The sequence below is a fragment of the Paenibacillus sp. P2(2022) genome, assembly GCF_029522175.1.
In the GTDB taxonomy this organism is placed as follows: domain Bacteria; phylum Bacillota; class Bacilli; order Paenibacillales; family Paenibacillaceae; genus Paenibacillus; species Paenibacillus polymyxa.
This window is the reverse complement of the sequence record NZ_JAKWFI010000002.1, coordinates 599,869-617,371: the sequence shown is the minus strand read 5'-3', so window position 1 is coordinate 617,371 and position 17,503 is coordinate 599,869. Positions and strand designations below refer to the sequence as shown.

Annotated in this window: 15 protein-coding genes; 5 read left to right on the top strand and 10 right to left on the bottom strand. The window is 44.8% G+C overall.

Features of this window, described 5'->3' with window-relative positions; translation table 11 throughout:
• Positions 1–132 precede the first annotated feature (132 nt).
• On the top strand, positions 133–1,302 hold the full coding sequence (locus MMB75_RS10165; RefSeq protein ID WP_045243880.1) for a glycosyltransferase family 4 protein: 1,170 nt from the start codon (positions 133–135) through the stop codon (positions 1,300–1,302).
• 33 nt (positions 1,303–1,335) lie between these two features.
• On the opposite strand, the gene MMB75_RS10160 is transcribed toward MMB75_RS10165, so the two are convergent.
• From MMB75_RS10160 to MMB75_RS10140, 5 genes are all read right to left on the bottom strand, one after another.
• Positions 1,336–1,968 carry a DUF2238 domain-containing protein gene (locus tag MMB75_RS10160; protein ID WP_016819190.1) on the bottom strand — a complete coding sequence of 211 codons (633 nt, stop codon included), beginning with the start codon at positions 1,966–1,968 and terminating at the stop codon, positions 1,336–1,338.
• 27 nt (positions 1,969–1,995) lie between these two features.
• Positions 1,996–2,199 (bottom strand): YwbE family protein, encoded by a 204-nt coding sequence (locus MMB75_RS10155; protein ID WP_016819189.1) that lies wholly within the window; start codon positions 2,197–2,199, stop codon positions 1,996–1,998.
• Between the two features lie 69 nt (positions 2,200–2,268).
• Complete coding sequence (locus MMB75_RS10150; protein ID WP_045243881.1) at positions 2,269–3,009, bottom strand: DUF1361 domain-containing protein; 741 nt, start codon at positions 3,007–3,009, stop codon at positions 2,269–2,271.
• 215 nt (positions 3,010–3,224) lie between these two features.
• Positions 3,225–5,777 carry a beta-mannosidase gene (locus MMB75_RS10145; RefSeq protein ID WP_045243882.1) on the bottom strand — a complete coding sequence of 851 codons (2,553 nt, stop codon included), beginning with the start codon at positions 5,775–5,777 and terminating at the stop codon, positions 3,225–3,227.
• A 208-nt stretch (positions 5,778–5,985) separates the two neighbouring features.
• On the bottom strand, positions 5,986–7,053 hold the full coding sequence (locus tag MMB75_RS10140) for a LacI family DNA-binding transcriptional regulator (RefSeq protein ID WP_016819186.1): 1,068 nt from the start codon (positions 7,051–7,053) through the stop codon (positions 5,986–5,988).
• Between the two features lie 278 nt (positions 7,054–7,331).
• On the opposite strand from MMB75_RS10140, the gene MMB75_RS10135 reads away from it, so the two are divergent.
• Positions 7,332–9,023, top strand: a complete 1,692-nt coding sequence (locus MMB75_RS10135; protein WP_016819185.1) for an ABC transporter substrate-binding protein — start codon at positions 7,332–7,334, stop codon at positions 9,021–9,023.
• Between the two features lie 62 nt (positions 9,024–9,085).
• On the opposite strand, the gene MMB75_RS10130 is transcribed toward MMB75_RS10135, so the two are convergent.
• From MMB75_RS10130 to MMB75_RS10120, 3 genes are read right to left on the bottom strand one after another with little or no spacing between them, the layout of a single operon-like run.
• A complete protein-coding gene (locus MMB75_RS10130) occupies positions 9,086–10,309 on the bottom strand; it encodes an MFS transporter (RefSeq protein WP_016819184.1) in 1,224 nt (407 codons plus the stop codon).
• Positions 10,310–10,311: 2 nt separating this feature from the next.
• Complete coding sequence (locus MMB75_RS10125) at positions 10,312–10,872, bottom strand: GNAT family N-acetyltransferase (protein WP_016819183.1); 561 nt, start codon at positions 10,870–10,872, stop codon at positions 10,312–10,314.
• Positions 10,873–10,932: 60 nt separating this feature from the next.
• On the bottom strand, positions 10,933–11,295 hold the full coding sequence (locus MMB75_RS10120; RefSeq protein ID WP_025364603.1) for a DUF2500 domain-containing protein: 363 nt from the start codon (positions 11,293–11,295) through the stop codon (positions 10,933–10,935).
• Positions 11,296–11,703: 408 nt separating this feature from the next.
• Between MMB75_RS10120 and nrdI the strand changes: the two genes are divergently transcribed.
• The 3 genes from nrdI to nrdF all read left to right on the top strand — a co-directional run bounded on the left by nrdI (position 11,704) and on the right by nrdF (position 15,317).
• A complete protein-coding gene (nrdI, locus tag MMB75_RS10115; protein WP_016819181.1) occupies positions 11,704–12,063 on the top strand; it encodes a class Ib ribonucleoside-diphosphate reductase assembly flavoprotein NrdI in 360 nt (119 codons plus the stop codon).
• Complete coding sequence (gene nrdE / locus MMB75_RS10110) at positions 12,050–14,134, top strand: class 1b ribonucleoside-diphosphate reductase subunit alpha (RefSeq protein ID WP_045243884.1); 2,085 nt, start codon at positions 12,050–12,052, stop codon at positions 14,132–14,134. Before nrdI ends, nrdE begins: the two co-directional genes overlap by 14 nt.
• 217 nt (positions 14,135–14,351) lie before the next feature.
• Entirely contained in the window at positions 14,352–15,317 is a 966-nt protein-coding gene (nrdF, locus tag MMB75_RS10105; protein WP_013370558.1) for a class 1b ribonucleoside-diphosphate reductase subunit beta, read from the top strand.
• A gap of 141 nt (positions 15,318–15,458) precedes the next feature.
• Here the strand turns inward: nrdF and MMB75_RS10100 are convergent, their stop codons facing one another.
• Positions 15,459–16,694, bottom strand: a complete 1,236-nt coding sequence (locus MMB75_RS10100) for an MFS transporter (protein WP_017425800.1) — start codon at positions 16,692–16,694, stop codon at positions 15,459–15,461.
• A 153-nt stretch (positions 16,695–16,847) separates the two neighbouring features.
• Positions 16,848–17,321, bottom strand: coding sequence for a MarR family transcriptional regulator (locus MMB75_RS10095; protein ID WP_016819178.1), 474 nt, complete (start codon positions 17,319–17,321; stop codon positions 16,848–16,850).
• Positions 17,322–17,503: the final 182 nt, after the last annotated feature.

The following is a 17,503-nucleotide window of genomic DNA, read 5'->3' as shown; positions in this document are numbered from 1 at the left end:
TCCGCAGGCCAACTTTTACAAAACCCAGCAAGCCCGTAAACAAAATCATGACACAATAAAAGCCGGAGCCTCCAAGCGGACTCCCCTGGAACATCATAGGATAAATGAGAATGGCGGAGGAGGAATGAAGGCATGCTTCGAGTCGCATTATTTACAGACACGTATACGCCTGATGTCAATGGCGCTGCTCTGACACTGGAACGATGGATTGGCTATTTGGAGACACATGGGGTATCTACGCTTGTCTTCGCACCGGAGGCAGATCATCATCTGTCCTCGGGGCCGGGCGTGGAGCGATTCCGAAGTATTCCCTTTTTATTGTACCGGGAATGCAGACTTGCCATCCCTAACGCCAAACAAATCAACGAGCGCCTGTCAGCCTTTTCCCCGCATCTAATTCATGTCGCTACTCCGTTTAACCTTGGCTTGTATGGAACAAGCTACGCTGCCAAACACCATATTCCACTCGTCGCCTCCTATCACACCCACTTTGATAAATACCTCGAATATTACAAGCTTCGCTGGCTTGAACCTGCATTATGGAAATACATGCTCTGGTTTCACAGACATTGTGAAAGGGTATATGTCCCCTCTCGGTCAACCATGGAATTGTTACGCAATAAAGGAATGGGACAGCTCGAAATCTGGGGTAGAGGAATTGATACCGACCGCTTCCAGCCCCCAGTGAATCGCGAAGCGATATGGGAAAAATGGGGCGTTCATGCAGACGCATTTGTGATTTTATATGTGGGCAGACTTGCACCGGAAAAGGGGATAGACACGTTACTGGATTCCTATCTCCAGTTACCCGACGACGTCCGCGCAGCCTCAGTACTGGTCATTGCAGGAGATGGCCCATTGTTTAAGTACAAAACTGCAGCTGATATCGGGGTGCCAGAGCACACAGTTCACTGGCTTGGTTTTGTAAAAGGAGCGGAATTAGCTGAACTCTACGCTGCAGCCGATGTATTCCTCTTTCCCTCCACTACGGAAACCTTTGGTAACGTCGTGTTGGAGGCTATGGCCAGCGGCACACCCGTGATTGGCGCGAATGAAGGCGGGGTCAAAGACAATATAATCGATGGGAAAACAGGGCTACTGTGTCCAGCTGGGGACGCCGCTGCATTTGCCAAAGCTGTACTCCTGTTGTACGAGGATGCCCCACTTCGCGACTTTCTGTCCAGAACCGGTAGAGCATACAGTCTGGAGCAGACATGGGACCGTATTTTTGAGCGGCTGCTGGACAGCTACATGGATGCAGCGACCCTACATCTCGACAGCTACCCTGTGACGCGAATATAACCCTCAAAAATATTGGACTTTCAAGAAACCCTGCTACACCTTTAGCTGCTTGAGCAGCTTGTTATGTACCCCGCTTAACAAAATCACCGCTGTCAGGGCACCGATGAATGCAAGAAGCATATCCCATTGAGTATCCCATATATCTCCCTGTGTTCCCAAAAAGGCCTCTGCCGCTGTACCGGTTGCCTTGGCAACGGCAAACTCAATCAATTCGTACACAGCACTGATCGCAAGACATACACTAACCGTTAGAAAAGTGAGCCAGCTTCCGCTTCCCAAAGCCGTCTTACGTAGCAGCACTTCCCTGACAATGAGTGCAGGTACAAAACCTTGCGCAAAATGCCCAAGTCGATCATAATAATTGCGCTCCAGCCCAAACGTATCCCGAATCCAGTTGAATAGCGGCATTTCAGCATAGGTATAGTGCCCGCCGACAATCAGGATCAATGCATGTAGCCAGATGAGGGTGTATACCAGATTTGTAAAACGAAATCGACGGTAAATAGCAGCCAGCAGTACAGCTCCCAAAACGGCTGGGAGAACTTCCAGTACCCATGTAAAATAATCCGCCGGACGAACCAAGGACCAAATGAGAGCAAGCACCAGCAGTACAAGTAAAACAAGCGGGTAACGATCATTTTTAGACCATGCCGTTGCCTGATTCATACATCATCCCTCCTAAGCCTACAAGCTCTATCCTTCTTTCATTACAATATGTTTGACACGTCCAACCTGCCCGTCTGCCAAACGTACTTTGATTCCATGCGGATGACGCGGGGAATTGGTCAAAATATCCTTCACCGTTCCTCGCGTCAGCTTACCCGTGGGCTGATCCTTTTTAAGCACAATATCCACCTGAAGACCAGCGCGGATATCAGATCGATTCTGTCCGTTCATTGTAGCTATTCCTCCTTTGCCTTTACATTTTATCTTATGATGATATTTAGCCACTCAGCCCCATCGTAATCACCAGCGATGCCATTCGTCCCGGCGGCTGTTCCCCATCCAGACCACGCACATCGTGGATACATAGCTAACGAGCATAATCACGAATATCATCCCGCTAAACTCCACGAAATGCGTGCGTTGCAAAGAGTCTGCCCATATGGAAGATATTTGTGTGTACAACTGGGACGGCGCAGACACAATATCCCATGTGTTTCCTCGAAAGAAACGACCAATATAAATCCCCAGGCTACTTAGCAGAAGTACCGCCAGCATAAACAACCAGCTGACAAGCCCGCCTCGAGCACGCTGCACCAATTGTCGTACGGATTCAAGCGATACAACCCCCATGGTGAGGCCAAGCACAGCTACCAGCAGCATCCCTAATACATGATTCCAAAAGTACGGATTGCCCCAAAAACGCTGCTCCCCGAGAAATGGATATCTGGCGAATACATGCAGCAAATCTGTAATCAAATAGGGTATATTGGGATAAAAGAAAAGCCAGCCAGCCCCTATGATCCAGAGCATAAATGTCCTCGTTCCCCGTCTCCACGAGCAATGAATGACATCTAGCAAAAGCGTCAGCAGCATAGGAATCCAGGCCAGCATCATATTCCACCAAATAAAAAAATAAGGGCGGCCCCCTGAGGGCAATCGCACGTTAATGATCCACAATGTACTGATTACGGAGCATAAGGCCAGTGCGATAAAAATATAAAGTTTGACTGGATAATTTAACGATCTTAAACGGTCATACATATGTTACTTTCCCTCCTTGTAACCTTCCATCCTTCCTGACGTTCCAATTTACACCTGTTCTGGACAGTGTACACCACAATGGCTTCAAGCTCAATGGAAGCGCTCCACTCTGCATAAAATGAAGATAAAAAAACATCTGTTCTCCCGAAGTTGACCTCATGTCCCCGGGAGACAGATGCTTACTATATTCAAGGCGGATAACCTTTTACTGTCCTCTACCCTTGTATCCAATTGACCAATGATTGTACCGTCAATGCACCTGGCGCAGCTGCCTCAAATGCGGAGGCACCGTTACGCAAGGTCAAAAATTCCACCGTTTTGGGAATACCGGGAGCCAGATCCAGGTGGTTGTCACTGAAAATCCCCTCCTGTTCTGCGGTCAACCACACATGTCTAGCAAGTGTATCCGAACAGAGCATGAACCTACTGCCCCCACTTCCCTGTATCTCTGTCACTTCAATTTTCGCCAGAGGTAAATCCATCTCTTTCGTGCCTGCAAAATAAATTTCGCTGGAGGCCACCTGTTGACCGTTTTGTATCAGACGTGCGACCAGCATATGCTCCGTACGATCCAGGCCATTCAGCCATTGGTCGGTAGGCAGTATATGTACGATCCCTGCGCCGCCCGCTGGCTGTTCTACCTTAATGTTCTCATCACGAATAGCCTGACTGCCACGGATATGCAAAAGCGTCAGCCGCAGCGTACCTGCTATCGGCTCTAGCGTATCGTTAACCAGATGCAGTTCTTTACTCCCCTGTTCCGTATCTACTGCACTCAAGAGCACATCGGCAAAGCTGCGTTTAGCTGTATATTGAAGCGCCTTCCAACGACCAAAATAGTCCATACTCGACCAAGAGGCAACGGGCCAGCAGTCATTCATCTGCCAGTATAATGTCCCCATGCAATAGGGCTTGTGACGACGATGGGCCTCTATAGCCATTTTCATCGCCTCTGCCTGTAAAACTTGGCTCATGAGAAGAAAACATGTAAAATCCTTGGGCTGCCGCATGTACCGTCCCATGTATTCTTGAATCAACCGATTGCCTGAACCGTTTTTTTGATGTGCCAGCATCACCGCAGATTCCAGTTCCAAATCCTTCTCTTCCGCATACGTGCGAACAGACTTGTATTCAGGAAAGGACTGAAAACCATACTCACTCATAAAACGGCCCACATGTATGCGATAATTCTCAAACGGCTCAGACGCATGCCATACTCCCCAATAATGAATGTCTCCTGCTGTTGAGGACGGATGAGCATGCTGGTTTCGATCTCCGGTCAGGTCAATTAGCGGTGAGGAGGGCCAATATGCCGTCTGCGGAGCCCAGGTATTTACCGCCTCCGGTAAAATCCGGTGAAAGAGCGTCTCATAATCATCCCATAGGCGTTCCCGTTGCTCAGGCGTGTAGGCCTTTTTCCAGCCCCAGCCCGCATTTTCTTCATAATGGGCCCACGCAGAATCAATCTCATTATTGCCGCACCATAACGCAATGCAAGGATGATGGCGCAATCGCTTGATGTTATCTTCGGCTTCCTGCGTCACATTGTCCAAAAAAGCCTGATCCCCCGGATACATGCTGCATGCGAACATAAAATCTTGCCACACGAGCAAGCCGTATTCATCACACAAGTCATAAAATACGTCTTGTTCATAAATACCGCCACCCCACACCCGCAACATATTCATATTGGAGGCGGCTGCACTGGCAATTTCATGCCGATATCGTTCCAACGTAACTTCGGCAGCAAAGCTGTCATTCGGAATATGGTTGGCTCCTTTAGCAAACACGGGGATTCCATTCAGTTCAAAATAGAAGCTTTCGCCTGCCGTATCCCGCTCACGTACAAGACGAATCGATCGCAGTCCCGTTTTCACTGATTTTTCCGCAATCACCGCTTCCTGTGCTTGCTCCTTCAATTCGGCTACAAACGTATACTGATGCGGCTCTCCCAGTCCACGACACCACCACAGCTTCGGCTCCTTTATCACCAGCCCCAGCTCCACTGTTTGCTTTCCCTTCCGCAGGCGAACCGGTTTGGACCATACCCCGCCGTCAACAGAAATACACAACTCGGCATCTCTAATCTCATCTGCATTTTCAATTTCTACCAATGCCGTGAGTTCAGCCCTCTCCGTACTCACTTCGTCCTGTCGAATAAATAAGTCTCTCACGATCAGTCCAGACCAAGCTTCAAGCCGAACCTCTCTCCAGATCCCGCTCGTCACCAGCCTTGGTCCCCAATCCCAGCCATAGTGATAGGGAGCCTTACGAGCGAAAACGCTTACTTTTTTATCGGACAAGCCACCTATTTCGGACTGATCATTCGGTGCGGGAAGTCCATAGCCCAACCTTTCCAGCTTAGGCACATCTTCCGTAATCGGAGAGCGAAAATGGATTTCAAGCCGATTTTTCCCTTGCTGAACAAATGCCTTCACATCCTGTCTCCATACCCGAAACATATTATTGGCCGATAAGACAGCTTGACCATTTACTCTTACATCTGCGTATGTGTCCAGGCCTTCCAACACCAGCTCTACACATTGACATTGAAGCTGATTTGCATCTATCTCAAAATAGGCTTCGTATATCCAATCCTGCTTATCAACCCACTGTACCTCTATCTCGTTCATACCGATAAAAGGGTCAGGAATTTTACCATGTTGCAAAAGATCGGTATGCACACAACCCGGCACTTTCGCACTGAGCCACTCATCAGTTTGTGCTTCCCTAAACCTCCAGCCATCCAATCCTATTACATTAATCATCGTCGCAAGCCTCCCTATAAGGATGATTGGGAACATCTGGATCACTCATTAACATAACAAAAATAACATTAAGCTAACAAGTTAGTCAATTGTTTTTTTGGAACAACCGGTAAAACACAAAATAAAAGTCGCCCTCTACCCCTAAACAGGCTAAAAGCGACTTCCCTCGTCTTCACTGCGGATCGAATTCATCCCACATATCCGCACATCAACTATATTTAATTGTGCTAAAGGAACGATCACGATCATCATTTTCCCGGCTGATCCGTGGCGCGTGAACTTCCCGTATGAGTAGATCAGCGTGCAGCAGCTTTTTTTCCACAGGCGAGCTTGGATTCATGATGCGCCATAATAACTGGTCCACCGCTCGCATCCCCAACAGTTCCTTATCCACTCTCACCGTGGCATAGATCGGCATTTGATCATTCGTATCGTCAAACCCAGTCACCCCGCACCGCCTCGGAACGTCAATCCCCTTTCCTTTCAGCACTTCCACGACTTGCGAAGCAGTCACGTCATTAGCGCAAACAAAAACCTCTGGCAGCTCATCCTCGGGCAACTTGTCCATTTCCTCGGCAAGTGCCTGCGCTCCCCCATAAATAAGGGCTTTGTTCTGCCGTAATTCTACTCCGCTCATTTCCAGTGCGGACCGAAAAGCTTCCCAACGTTCATAGAAACTGTGAGCGTCGTCAATATGACCCACAAACTGAAAGTGGGCATAACCCCTACACAGCAAATCCTTCATTAATTCATTCATGCATGTGCGATTATCCGTAAACACCGCATCACTTAAAAATGCAGAGTCCCAATGATCCACCATGACGACTGGAATACCCATTCGATAAATGTTCAGCAACAACGTAGTTGAAATTGTTCCTACTGTGATAATCCCTTTAATGGCCTCCGGGTTCAGCAAAGAAAACATATCATCAGTTGAAGGCTCCGTTAACGTGATCATATCCAATCCCTTGCGGTTCAGACGCTCGGAAATCCCTTCAAATACAGGTCCCCAGTACCTGGACTCCCGATTCTGGTGTCGAATATTCGGAAATAACACCAGCACGGTACCCGACCATTCTCTGGCATCTGTGTCCCGAGGCTCTACCCCGGTCATTTTGGGATGACTGCGAAAATAACCCATCTGGGCAGCAAGCTTAACCAGCAGCGCCCTCGTCTCTTCACTTACACCGGGTTTGCCTGACAGTGCACGTGAAACAGCGAACTTTGAAACACCCGCCGCATCCGCAATTTCCTGCAATGTTACTTTTCCACGCATCTCCTCACCCAACCCTATTCGAAATCTTTTTCTACCTTAGTCTTCTAAATATACAGGTATGCCTATAAACTGGTACCATCGTAGCATACTTTGTTTTAGATCATCAAACGATGGATTTGCACAAATCCACACCTTTCATTAAATATGTTTGCTTAATAAAAAACAAAACACATAACAAATAAACATAAATAACTTGACGTAAGGTTCTTTATTTCCTACAATTTACTAATGAAAGCACTTACATTGTGTAAATCATACTTATTAAGGGGGATTTGCAGATGTTCACGAACAGGTCGGTACAACAATGCTCCATCCTGCTTCTGGCTTTGCTGCTGCTCGTTACAACGGGCTGCGCGAATAGCAAAGGCAGTACGGCAGAAAAGGAAGACCCCGATGACACCAGTCCCATTACATTAACGTTCTTTGGCGGTGACTCAAGCTCCAACTGGAATAACATGAAGGACGCTGTCGGGCAGGAAATTATCAAGAAAACGGGTGTTACACTAAATGCCGAACATGCTGTTAACGGTCGAGGTGAGGAAAAGTTTGCCTTAATGGCTGCTAGTGGAGAGTACCCTGATCTCGTGTACCCCAAAGGAGACATTGGAAAGCTGGTCGATGCCGGAGCACTCATTGACTTAACCGACCTGATTGATAAATACGGTCCTAACATTAAGAAAGTGTATGGAGATTATTTTAATCGTATTAAATACAGTAGTGAAGATCCCGCCATTTACACCATCCCAACCAATTTGGGCGTAGATCACATCGCGTTTGATGCACAAGCAGGCTTCGAAATCCAGCACCAAGCCCTTAAGAAACTCGGATACCCCAAAATTCGCACCGTTCAAGATTTTGAAAAAGCACTTAAAGATTATGTCGCCAAATACCCTACTACCAATGGCCAGCCTACCATCCCTTTATCACTCGATGCCGAGGACTGGAAAATGCAGATTACTGTGACAAACCCGGCAGTTACAGCTACAGGTGGACCAGACGATGGAGAATATTATATTGATCCTAAAACACACAAAGCCATTCTTCACTACAAACGCCCGGAGGAGCGAGAGTATTTTCGTTGGTTAAACCATATGTACAATGAAGGTCTGTTGGATAGGGATACTTTTGTACAAAAAAGTGATCAATACAAATCCAAAATCGCCGCAGGTCGTGTCATCGGACTGATTGATCAGGAATGGAACTACCAGGATGCCGAAAATGCGCTCAAGGCAGCAGGTAAGGATGAATACACCTATTCCCACTTTCCGGTCACTTTAAATGAGCAATACGAGGATCATTCCCTCCAGCCCATTGGTTTCGATACTGCGTCTGGGATTGGCATTACAACTTCATGCAAAAATCCGGTGCGAGCGATCAAGTTTCTGGACTTCCTGGCCTCCGATGAAGGGCAAATTTTACGTAATTGGGGAATCGAAGGCCAGCATTACAATGTAGAGAACGGCAAACGAGTCATTCCTGCAGCTGTGCAAGAACGCAAAAACAAAGATAACGCTTCTTTTAGCAGAGAATCAGGTATCGGTTTGTATTGGATATGGGGACCACATTACGGCGATAGCGTGAAGGACCCTACTGGCAACTATTACACAACCAATTATCCGGAGATGATTACCGAAAATTATAGCCAAGCGGAAAAAGAATCCCTTCAGGCATATAAAGCTCGGACATGGAAAGACCTGTTCCCGAACGAAAAGGATTTTCCGGTAAAAGAGTGGGGTGCTGCCTACAACATGCCTGTTCCGACCAATACAAATTACAATGTTATTTATCAGAAGTCGCAGGACATTGTACGCAAACGGATTCCTGAGGCTGTACTCGCCAAGCCAGATCAATTCGATGCCGTGTATGACCGCATGCTCCAAGAGCTGGATCAGGCGGGTGTACCAAAGGCTGAAGAAATCTTCACTGGCCTGATTCAAAATCGTCTGAAGCTATGGTATGGGGAGAAGTAGAGATTGATTGCTACTAAAGTATATAAGGGCTGACAGTCAAGACCTGTCAGCCCCTTTTTACACTAAACATTCTGTTTTGTTACTTTTTCTTTCCAGCTATTATTTTTCCTGGACACCCGGTGGACATAAAGCAACAAAAAGATTGGAATCAATGCAATCCCGCCACACAGCACCCAAGATATCTGAATAGGTGTTTGATCTGAAGCAAGATTGGTAAAATTACGGCTTACGACTCCTGTCACGATTAAACCTATGCACATACCTAGTTGGGAAATGGCAGAATCCAGAGATAGCAGTGTTGAACGATACGCATTAGAGATTCTTTTGTTTAGAAAAATTTGTTTGGCAACCGGGTACATCCCTCGCCCAATTTCATAGATTAAAAAGGTAAGCAGTACAGGATAAAACGTGTTGAAAGCACCGGCTAAAATGAGCCATATCCCAATCATCCCGCAAGCATACATGAGTATATGTACATCACTATAACGTGCGCCTAGCTTTCGAACCAAATAGCTTCCCAAAGTCATACATAGTGAATAACCCGCCTTGATCAATCCCATAATCCAAATTCCTTGTTCAGAAAGACCGACCAGACGTGGCTGTTGAAATGTATTCCCCGCCGAATTCGAAAAGCTAATAAATAAACCAATAACAAACACAATCCAGATCGACTTATTTTCAAAACCGATACGGACACTTTCCCCGATAATCGTTGTAATGCGAGTAGCAGATGTTTCTCGATGGGTAATATTCTTTTCTTTCATATAAAAGCAGCATAGAATAATACATAAGATAATAGAGACAATGCTGGCTGCCCAGGGAAGTGAATAGTTAAATGTTGCAAGGAAGGCCCCCAACAGACCACAAATAAATCCCGAAATGTACTGTATACTGTTTGAGGTTGTAAAAAGAACTTCCATGGGCTTATCACTGTTTTCCACAACCCAGGATTCCAACGAGCCTGATTGCAAGCATATTGACAGCCCCCCAAAAACTTGTGCGAACACAAGCAGCCACATGCGATCTGTCCAAACGAACAATACACTGTAGACTAGAAAACAACAAAGCCCCAAAACAACAGAAATTTTTCTTCCATATTTGTCTGCAATAGCTCCAGTTGGTATTTCAAACAGAAAAATACTTACAAAGAATACAACCAGCAAGAAGTTCGCACTTTGCAGAGAAAGTCCTTTAGCTAACAGAAATAAGATGAGCGTAGTTCCCGTGATTTCACTCATAAAAAATTGAAGAAAGCTGACGGAGTAAAATAGCTTATGTGGCCTCACTTTCAGGGCTCCTTCGCTTGCTCTACAGCCTCATATTCATTTCGCAACATCCCCATCTGAATGATGTCATAGTACTGTCCTTCCCTGAATAGCTTTTCTCGTAGTCGGCCTTCCTCCTTAAAGCCACATGCCAGATAGCAACGATATGCACGTTCATTGAACGCATAGACCTCCAGCTCCAGCCGATGCAGATTCAGTGAATGAAATGCAAATTTTTGTATCAATCGTATCGCTTCCCGCCCATATCCTTTGCCCAGATCACCGTCGCGCCCGATTACAATACCAAGGGTGGCGTGCCGATTTACCCAGTTGATTTTGAATAAATCGAGTTGTCCAATATAGTCCAGTGTATCTTTATGTGCAATGACAAAGCCCTTGATCTCAGAGTTGCCGTCAATCATCATCTGTACAAAAGATTCACTATTAGCCTGTGAATGCGGATAGATAAATACGTCGCTTAATCCATGTGTGATTGCCGAGTCATTAACCCATCTTCGGATATCAGGTATATCCTCCTGACGGTACTCTCTTAATACAATTCGTGCTCCAATGATATGTGGCATCGTCAGCTTCCTCCCTATTATGTATTGGTTCTGGTAATACTCTATCACCCTGTCCCCCTTTTACGCTCCCATTAATCTCACAAACTCCAGGAAACGTGTACCTTTATAATGAACCTCCCCGCGATCCCCGATTACAATCATTCCGAAGTCCGTATCCTTCACCTCCAGCTCCTTACGCTCCCCCCTGTCAAATTCAAAGGTGATATAGTAATCGGTCGAAGCTGAAAAATTGCCTGACCCCCCACGCACTCTCGTTCGCTTATCCACAACCTTGCAAGAACGTTGGACCTGTTCGGCTGCTTGATTGGAAAGACCTGCACTTATCGATTTGACAATTCCCATAATGATTACAAAAGCAATGAGTCCAAACACGACAAAAAAGATAATACTAAACGGTTGAAATGCCATAAAACCACTTCCCATTTGCCTCATCCTTTCTACAGTAAAATGTAAATTTTCCATTCTATTGCCCATTGACAAATCGTACATCCTCAGCTTAAAAAACTCCAATACTTTTTTAACATACTTACGAAAAAAAAGTTCTTTCGCTCTTTTCCGCACCCTGCTTGGACTTACACCCGATCTGGGTCCTCTGAGCCTCTCTAGACCGATTGACAAAACTATATATAGATATAAAATAGAAAATGTACTCTAAATATAGTGTAAAAAACGTATTTATGCCCGATATCTTGAAGATAAAGGTATGAAAATACATGTAAATATAGAGTCAAAAATCTTAAATGGCGCAGCCAGCAAGGGATTACAGCTATGATGGGTCTCTTGGCAATGCCGTTTTCTTTTTTTCGTTAATTGTTAAGGAGGTTGCACACCATGCTGATTGCTTATGATTCCAAGACCGGCAATGTAAAAAGATTTATAAACAAGCTCAAGCTTCCGGCGGTTCAGATTGAGGAGCAAATGACTATAGAAGAACCTTACGTACTCATTACATATACAACCGGGTTTGGGCAGATACCTGAGAGGGTATCTTCATTTTTGAAAAAAAATGCACAAAACCTTGTTGGTGTAGCTGCAAGCGGCAACCGTAACTGGGGTGAGAAATTTGCCAAAAGTGCGGATTTGATTGCCGACCATTATAATGTCCCCGTGATTAGCAAATTTGAATTATCTGGAACGTTCGGAGATGTGGAGCGTTTTAAACAGGAGGTGAGCCGAGTTGCGGCATATTGAATTGAACAACATGTTGATGAAACGCGATACAGACGGCTTTTTCCAATTGGAAAAGGACCAAGAGGCTGTAGCAGAATTTATGAAGGAAGTTCAAGAACGGAGTTTGAAGTTTGCTGACACAGCTGCTCAAGTGCTGTATATGATTGAGAATGATTATTACGAAAATTTCTATAACAGCTATACAGCTGATGAAATTAATGATATTTTCCATATCACTCATAGCTATAATTTTAAATTCCCTTCCTATATGGCAGCATCCAAGTTTTATACTGATTATGCAATGAAGAGTAACGACCGTAAAGTCTATCTGGAACACTACCCTGACCGGGTGGCTGCTGTCGCCCTGCATTTGGGACGCGGCAACGCCGATACGGCGCGCCTGTTGTCCCGCTCGATGATGGAGCAACGTCTTCAGCCAGCTACACCAACCTTCCTGAACGCTGGCAAAAGCCGCCGTGGGGAATTGGTGTCCTGCTTCTTGCTCGAAATGGATGACTCTCTGAACTCAATCAACTATGTATTGAACACTTGCATGCAATTGTCCAAAATTGGCGGCGGTGTTGCGGTTAACCTGTCGAAGCTGCGGTCACGCGGCGAGGCAATTAAAGGTGTAGAAGGCGCAGCAAAAGGCATTATGCCTGTGCTGAAGCTGATGGAAGATGGTTTCTCCTACGCGGATCAAATGGGTCAACGTAAAGGCTCTGGTGCAGCCTATTACAACATTTTCGGATGGGACGTGCTGGAGTTCCTGGATAGTAAAAAAATCAATGCTGATGAAAGAGTACGTCTCAAGACACTTTCGATCGGATTGCTGGTGCCGAACCGCTTTTACAAGCTGGCACAGGATAATGAACCACTGCATGTATTTGCACCTTATAGTGTGTTCAAGGCTTATGGAACACATTTGGACGACATGGATCTGGATGAAATGTACGATACGCTGCTCGCTGACGATCGAGTGAAGAAAAAAATAGCGATGAGCGCACGTGATATGCTGACGAAAATTGCCATGATTCAGTTGGAGTCTGGCTATCCATATATTATGAACAAAAGTAACGCAAATCAGGCGCATGCTCTTAAAAACGTGGGCCAAGTCAAGATGTCGAACCTATGTACGGAAATCTTCCAGTTGCAGGAAACTTCCGAAATTACAGATTATGGACAACAGGATATCATTCGCCGGGATGTAAGCTGTAACCTGGCTTCCCTGAACATTGTAAATGTGATGGAACATGGCAAAATCCGTGAGTCCGTTCATGAGGGTATGATTGCTCTTACCTCGGTCAGCGATATGACCCAAGTAGCTAATGCCCCAGGTGTTGCAAAAGCGAACAGTGAAATGCATTCCGTTGGTCTGGGTGTCATGAATCTGCACGGCTACCTTGCCAAGAACAAAATTGCGTATGAAAGCAATGAAGCGAAGGATTTTGTCCGTACCTTCTTCATGACGATGAACTATCATTCTATTGAAAAGAGTATGGAAATCGCAAAAACAGCCGGACAAAGCTTCTATGGATTTGAGGAGTCCGATTATGCGACAGGTCTATATTTTGACCGATATCTGAACACGGATTATCGTCCAACAACGGCACGTGTGCAAGAATTGTTCAAGGACATTTATATTCCAACTCAAGCGGATTGGGACAAACTAAAAGCAGACGTCAAGAAGAACGGTCTGTACCACGCTTATCGTATGGCGATTGCTCCTACTGCCAGCATTTCGTACATTCAAAATGCAACGTCCAGCGTTATGCCAATTGTTGAGCAAATCGAGACTCGTACCTATGCGAATTCGACGACTTACTATCCGATGCCGTATTTGCAAAAGGATAATGTATTCTTTTACAAATCCGCTTATCAAATGGACCAATTCAAAGTGCTTGATCTGATTGCCGAAATCCAGCCTCACGTGGACCAAGGAATTTCGACTGTACTTCATGTGAACAGTGACGTGACTACGCGTCAGTTAGCACGTTGCTATCTGTATGCCGCACATAAAGGACTTAAATCGTTATACTACACACGTACCAAAAAACTGTCTGTGGAAGAGTGCCTCACTTGTTCCATCTAATGCATATATGGTAACAAGCTATAAAATAAAATTAGATTTTGAATAGATATGAATGCTTGGCATTAGAAGCTGTATCCAGCGCGTGGTTCAGACCTTTACAGGATTGGACAAAGCCCTCACGGATACAGCTTCCGTATGTCAAGCATACGATGACTCTCTGGTAACATCTCACGTGTGTTTCTAGGGAATCTCGCAAGCTGAAGGGAGAATGCTAACAATGACAGGTATACAAGCCGTAAACTGGAACCGCTCGGACGATGATTTCACACTGATGTTCTGGAATCAGAATATTATGCAATTTTGGACGGATGATGAAATTCCGCTGTCTGACGATAAAATGTCCTGGGTAACCCTCAGTGATATCGAAAAAGAAGCCTACATGAAGGTGCTGGGCGGCTTGACTCTGCTAGACACCATTCAAGGCGGTGTGGGGATGCCGCAAATTATGGAGCATGTAGACGGACTGCAACGCAAAGCGGTATTAAGCTTTATGGCGATGATGGAGCAAATTCATGCCAAATCGTACAGTAGCATCTTTACCACCCTGGCTTCCACGGAAGAAATTGACGGTGTATTCCGCTGGGTGGAAGAAAATCCGCATCTTCAGACCAAAGCAGAAACCATTCGTCAGTATTATATGAACATCCATACACCGAAAGACCTGTATCTCGCGATGGCTGCGTCGGTACTGTTAGAAAGCTATTTGTTTTATAGCGGCTTCTTCTACCCTCTCTATCTGGCAGGTCAAGGCAAGCTGACATGCAGCGGGGAAATTATCGACCTGATCCTGCGTGACGAAAGTATTCACGGTGTCTATGTAGGTGTACTGGCACAGGAGATTTATGCAGAACTGGACGAGGAAGAACAACGTGACCTCTACCAGACGCTGGTAGGCTTGCTGCGCTACTTGCACAATAACGAAGAACAATATACCGAGCAAATTTATGCCCCTATTGGACTTGTAGACGATGTTAAAGTCTTCTTGCGCTACAACGCCAACAAGGCCATGATGAACCTGGGCTTTGACCCACTTTTTGAAGAAGAAGAAGTCAATCCCATTGTATTCAACGGCATCAGCACCCACACCAAGCAGCACGATTTCTTTTCTAAAAAAGGAAACGGCTATGTACGGGCAATGAATGTAGAGCCGCTGACAGATGATGATTTTAACTTTGGCGTTTAAGTACACATACGTAAAATTAATTTAGCAAGGCGTTACTGTAAAATAATAGGGTTTCAGAACTTGTTCCTAAGTTCTGAAACCCTATTATTTTCTTAAAACTACCTGCTATGCAGGTGATTACGGAAAGCTTCGAGCGGTAGTTTACATATTCACATCCGTTCTCTTATATAAAACGGGTATTGCCACTGCTATAAGAATCATCCCCATAAAAGCGGGTGTGGCATGACCAAGTGATACATAGATTTGACCTCCAATGATAGGCCCAATCATTCTTGCCAAAGCCTGAATAGATTGACTACCGCCTTGAATCCTTCCTTGTTCACTAGAATCGACAGACTTGGAGAGCATCCCATTAAATGAGGGCCCAAAGATCGAATCACCAAAACCAAATATAAACATTCCGGCGATAATAAGAGGATAGAATGAGAACAAAGCAGATAGCGCAATAAGACTGTAGCCTATAATCTCGGAGAACATTCCAAGAATGGCTATCTGTTTATCACTAAGTTTTTTTAAAAGCTTTGGCATGATGAAACCTTGTGAAATGATGTCTTGGAAACCCATAATTGAAAACATAAGTCCGATTAGTGCAGGCTTCCAACTGAAGGTATCCATTGTAAATTGAGAGAAAACTGCCTGTAAAGATCCATTGGGTATCCAGAGTAAGAACGCTGAGACAAGTAGCCTTTTCACGTTTTTCATGGAAAGTACGTTTGCAAGCTGTGTAAATGGATTCAGTCTTACAAAGGTAATCTCTTTCAGTCTATGTTTCTTGTCAAGGCTCTCAGGCATAAAAAAGAATCCATAAACAACATTCAATAAAGTGATTATTGCTCCAAAATACATAGGTACAGAATAACCAAACTTGGAAAGTAATCCACCTAGAGTTGGACCAATGACAGTGCCGACACCTACAACTGCACTCAACCATCCAAAGTATTTAGTTCTCTGTTCTGGAGGAATGATGTCTGCAAAATATGCGAAGATCGTGCTTATGCTCCCACCTGTTATACCTTCTATGATACGCCCAGCAAATAGTACCCATACAGCTCCTCCTATACCAAAAACTAAGTACCCGATTGCGGAACCCAAAAGGCAGACTAAGAGCAAGGGTCGACGGCCATATTTGTCGCTCAAAGCTCCAAGTACGGGAGCCGCAAAAAACACGCAGAATGCATAAACAGAGGTCAGCAGCGTAACAACTATAGCTTGTTCTCCCGGATTGCTTGTATAAGGCTGCACTAAGAATGGGACGACAGGTATTATAATACTGAAGCTTATTCCGCAAAGAAACACAGAGATAAGGCCGAATATTAAAGCGTGTTTATCTACGGTTTGTTCTGTGGTCTGTTTATGGTGTGATCTAAATTTGAACACTTAAATCCTCCCCTCAAAAGTTGCAATTTTACTTCCTAGGAAACAAAATTATCGTATCACATTTTTTCTTCCCTGGAAACAAAATAATAAAAAAAAGGCAGCCCGTTCTCAATAGAGCCCGGCTGCCTGTGGTTTGATTTTCATTATTCAAATTTATTTCGACTTGATATCTATATCCTTTTTCTTTATTTCTGCATCCAAATGCCTGCTATACTTTTCCAAGAAGCTAAGCATACTGTCAAATTGCTCCTCGGTTACCTGCTCAAATACGGCTTTATCCCGCTCTTGAAACTCCTTGTGCAGTTCCTCATGGATTTTATAGACTACTTTCCCTTGCTCAGTAAGCCTAAAGTAAATTTCTTTCTTGTTATCCGGCTTCTGGTAGCTCTCGATAAGGCCTTTTTTTATGAGCTTCTTAGTTATTTTACTTATGGCACCGCTAGTCATATAAAGGGACTCCGCAAGTGTTGTCACGTTGGAATCTACATTTTTTTCAATGTATTCCATGCAATGTACTTCAGAAGGTTTATAACCCTTAAGACTGTCTTCCATCTTGTCCTTATTAAGCCAAACCATCTTGTTATATAAGTCCCTGAAACCCATTATGACCTGTTCTTCTTTGTTCATGGACTGTCCTCCCACCCGTTGGTGCATTAACAATTTAATATAATATATTTTGGTTTCCATTTCAACAATATTAAAACAATTATTTTAGGAATTGAGCGATACATGAAAAAAGAGATCCGAACACTCCCCATGTTTTATGTATGTATATTTATTTTTCAGACGAGGACATGCACGCAAAAAAA

What these genes read in the sequence shown, in the direction of transcription:
- MMB75_RS10165 (WP_045243880.1), top strand. Translation starts at nt 133, where the DNA reads ATGCTTCGAGTCGCATTATTTACAGACACGTATACGCCTGATGTCAAT.
- MMB75_RS10160 (WP_016819190.1), bottom strand. Translation starts at nt 1,968, where the DNA reads ATGAATCAGGCAACGGCATGGTCTAAAAATGATCGTTACCCGCTTGTT.
- MMB75_RS10155 (WP_016819189.1), bottom strand. Translation starts at nt 2,199, where the DNA reads ATGAACGGACAGAATCGATCTGATATCCGCGCTGGTCTTCAGGTGGAT.
- MMB75_RS10150 (WP_045243881.1), bottom strand. Translation starts at nt 3,009, where the DNA reads ATGTATGACCGTTTAAGATCGTTAAATTATCCAGTCAAACTTTATATT.
- MMB75_RS10145 (WP_045243882.1), bottom strand. Translation starts at nt 5,777, where the DNA reads ATGATTAATGTAATAGGATTGGATGGCTGGAGGTTTAGGGAAGCACAA.
- MMB75_RS10140 (WP_016819186.1), bottom strand. Translation starts at nt 7,053, where the DNA reads ATGCGTGGAAAAGTAACATTGCAGGAAATTGCGGATGCGGCGGGTGTT.
- MMB75_RS10135 (WP_016819185.1), top strand. Translation starts at nt 7,332, where the DNA reads ATGTTCACGAACAGGTCGGTACAACAATGCTCCATCCTGCTTCTGGCT.
- MMB75_RS10125 (WP_016819183.1), bottom strand. Translation starts at nt 10,872, where the DNA reads ATGCCACATATCATTGGAGCACGAATTGTATTAAGAGAGTACCGTCAG.
- MMB75_RS10120 (WP_025364603.1), bottom strand. Translation starts at nt 11,295, where the DNA reads ATGGGAAGTGGTTTTATGGCATTTCAACCGTTTAGTATTATCTTTTTT.
- nrdI (WP_016819181.1), top strand. Translation starts at nt 11,704, where the DNA reads ATGCTGATTGCTTATGATTCCAAGACCGGCAATGTAAAAAGATTTATA.
- nrdF (WP_013370558.1), top strand. Translation starts at nt 14,352, where the DNA reads ATGACAGGTATACAAGCCGTAAACTGGAACCGCTCGGACGATGATTTC.
- MMB75_RS10095 (WP_016819178.1), bottom strand. Translation starts at nt 17,321, where the DNA reads ATGAACAAAGAAGAACAGGTCATAATGGGTTTCAGGGACTTATATAAC.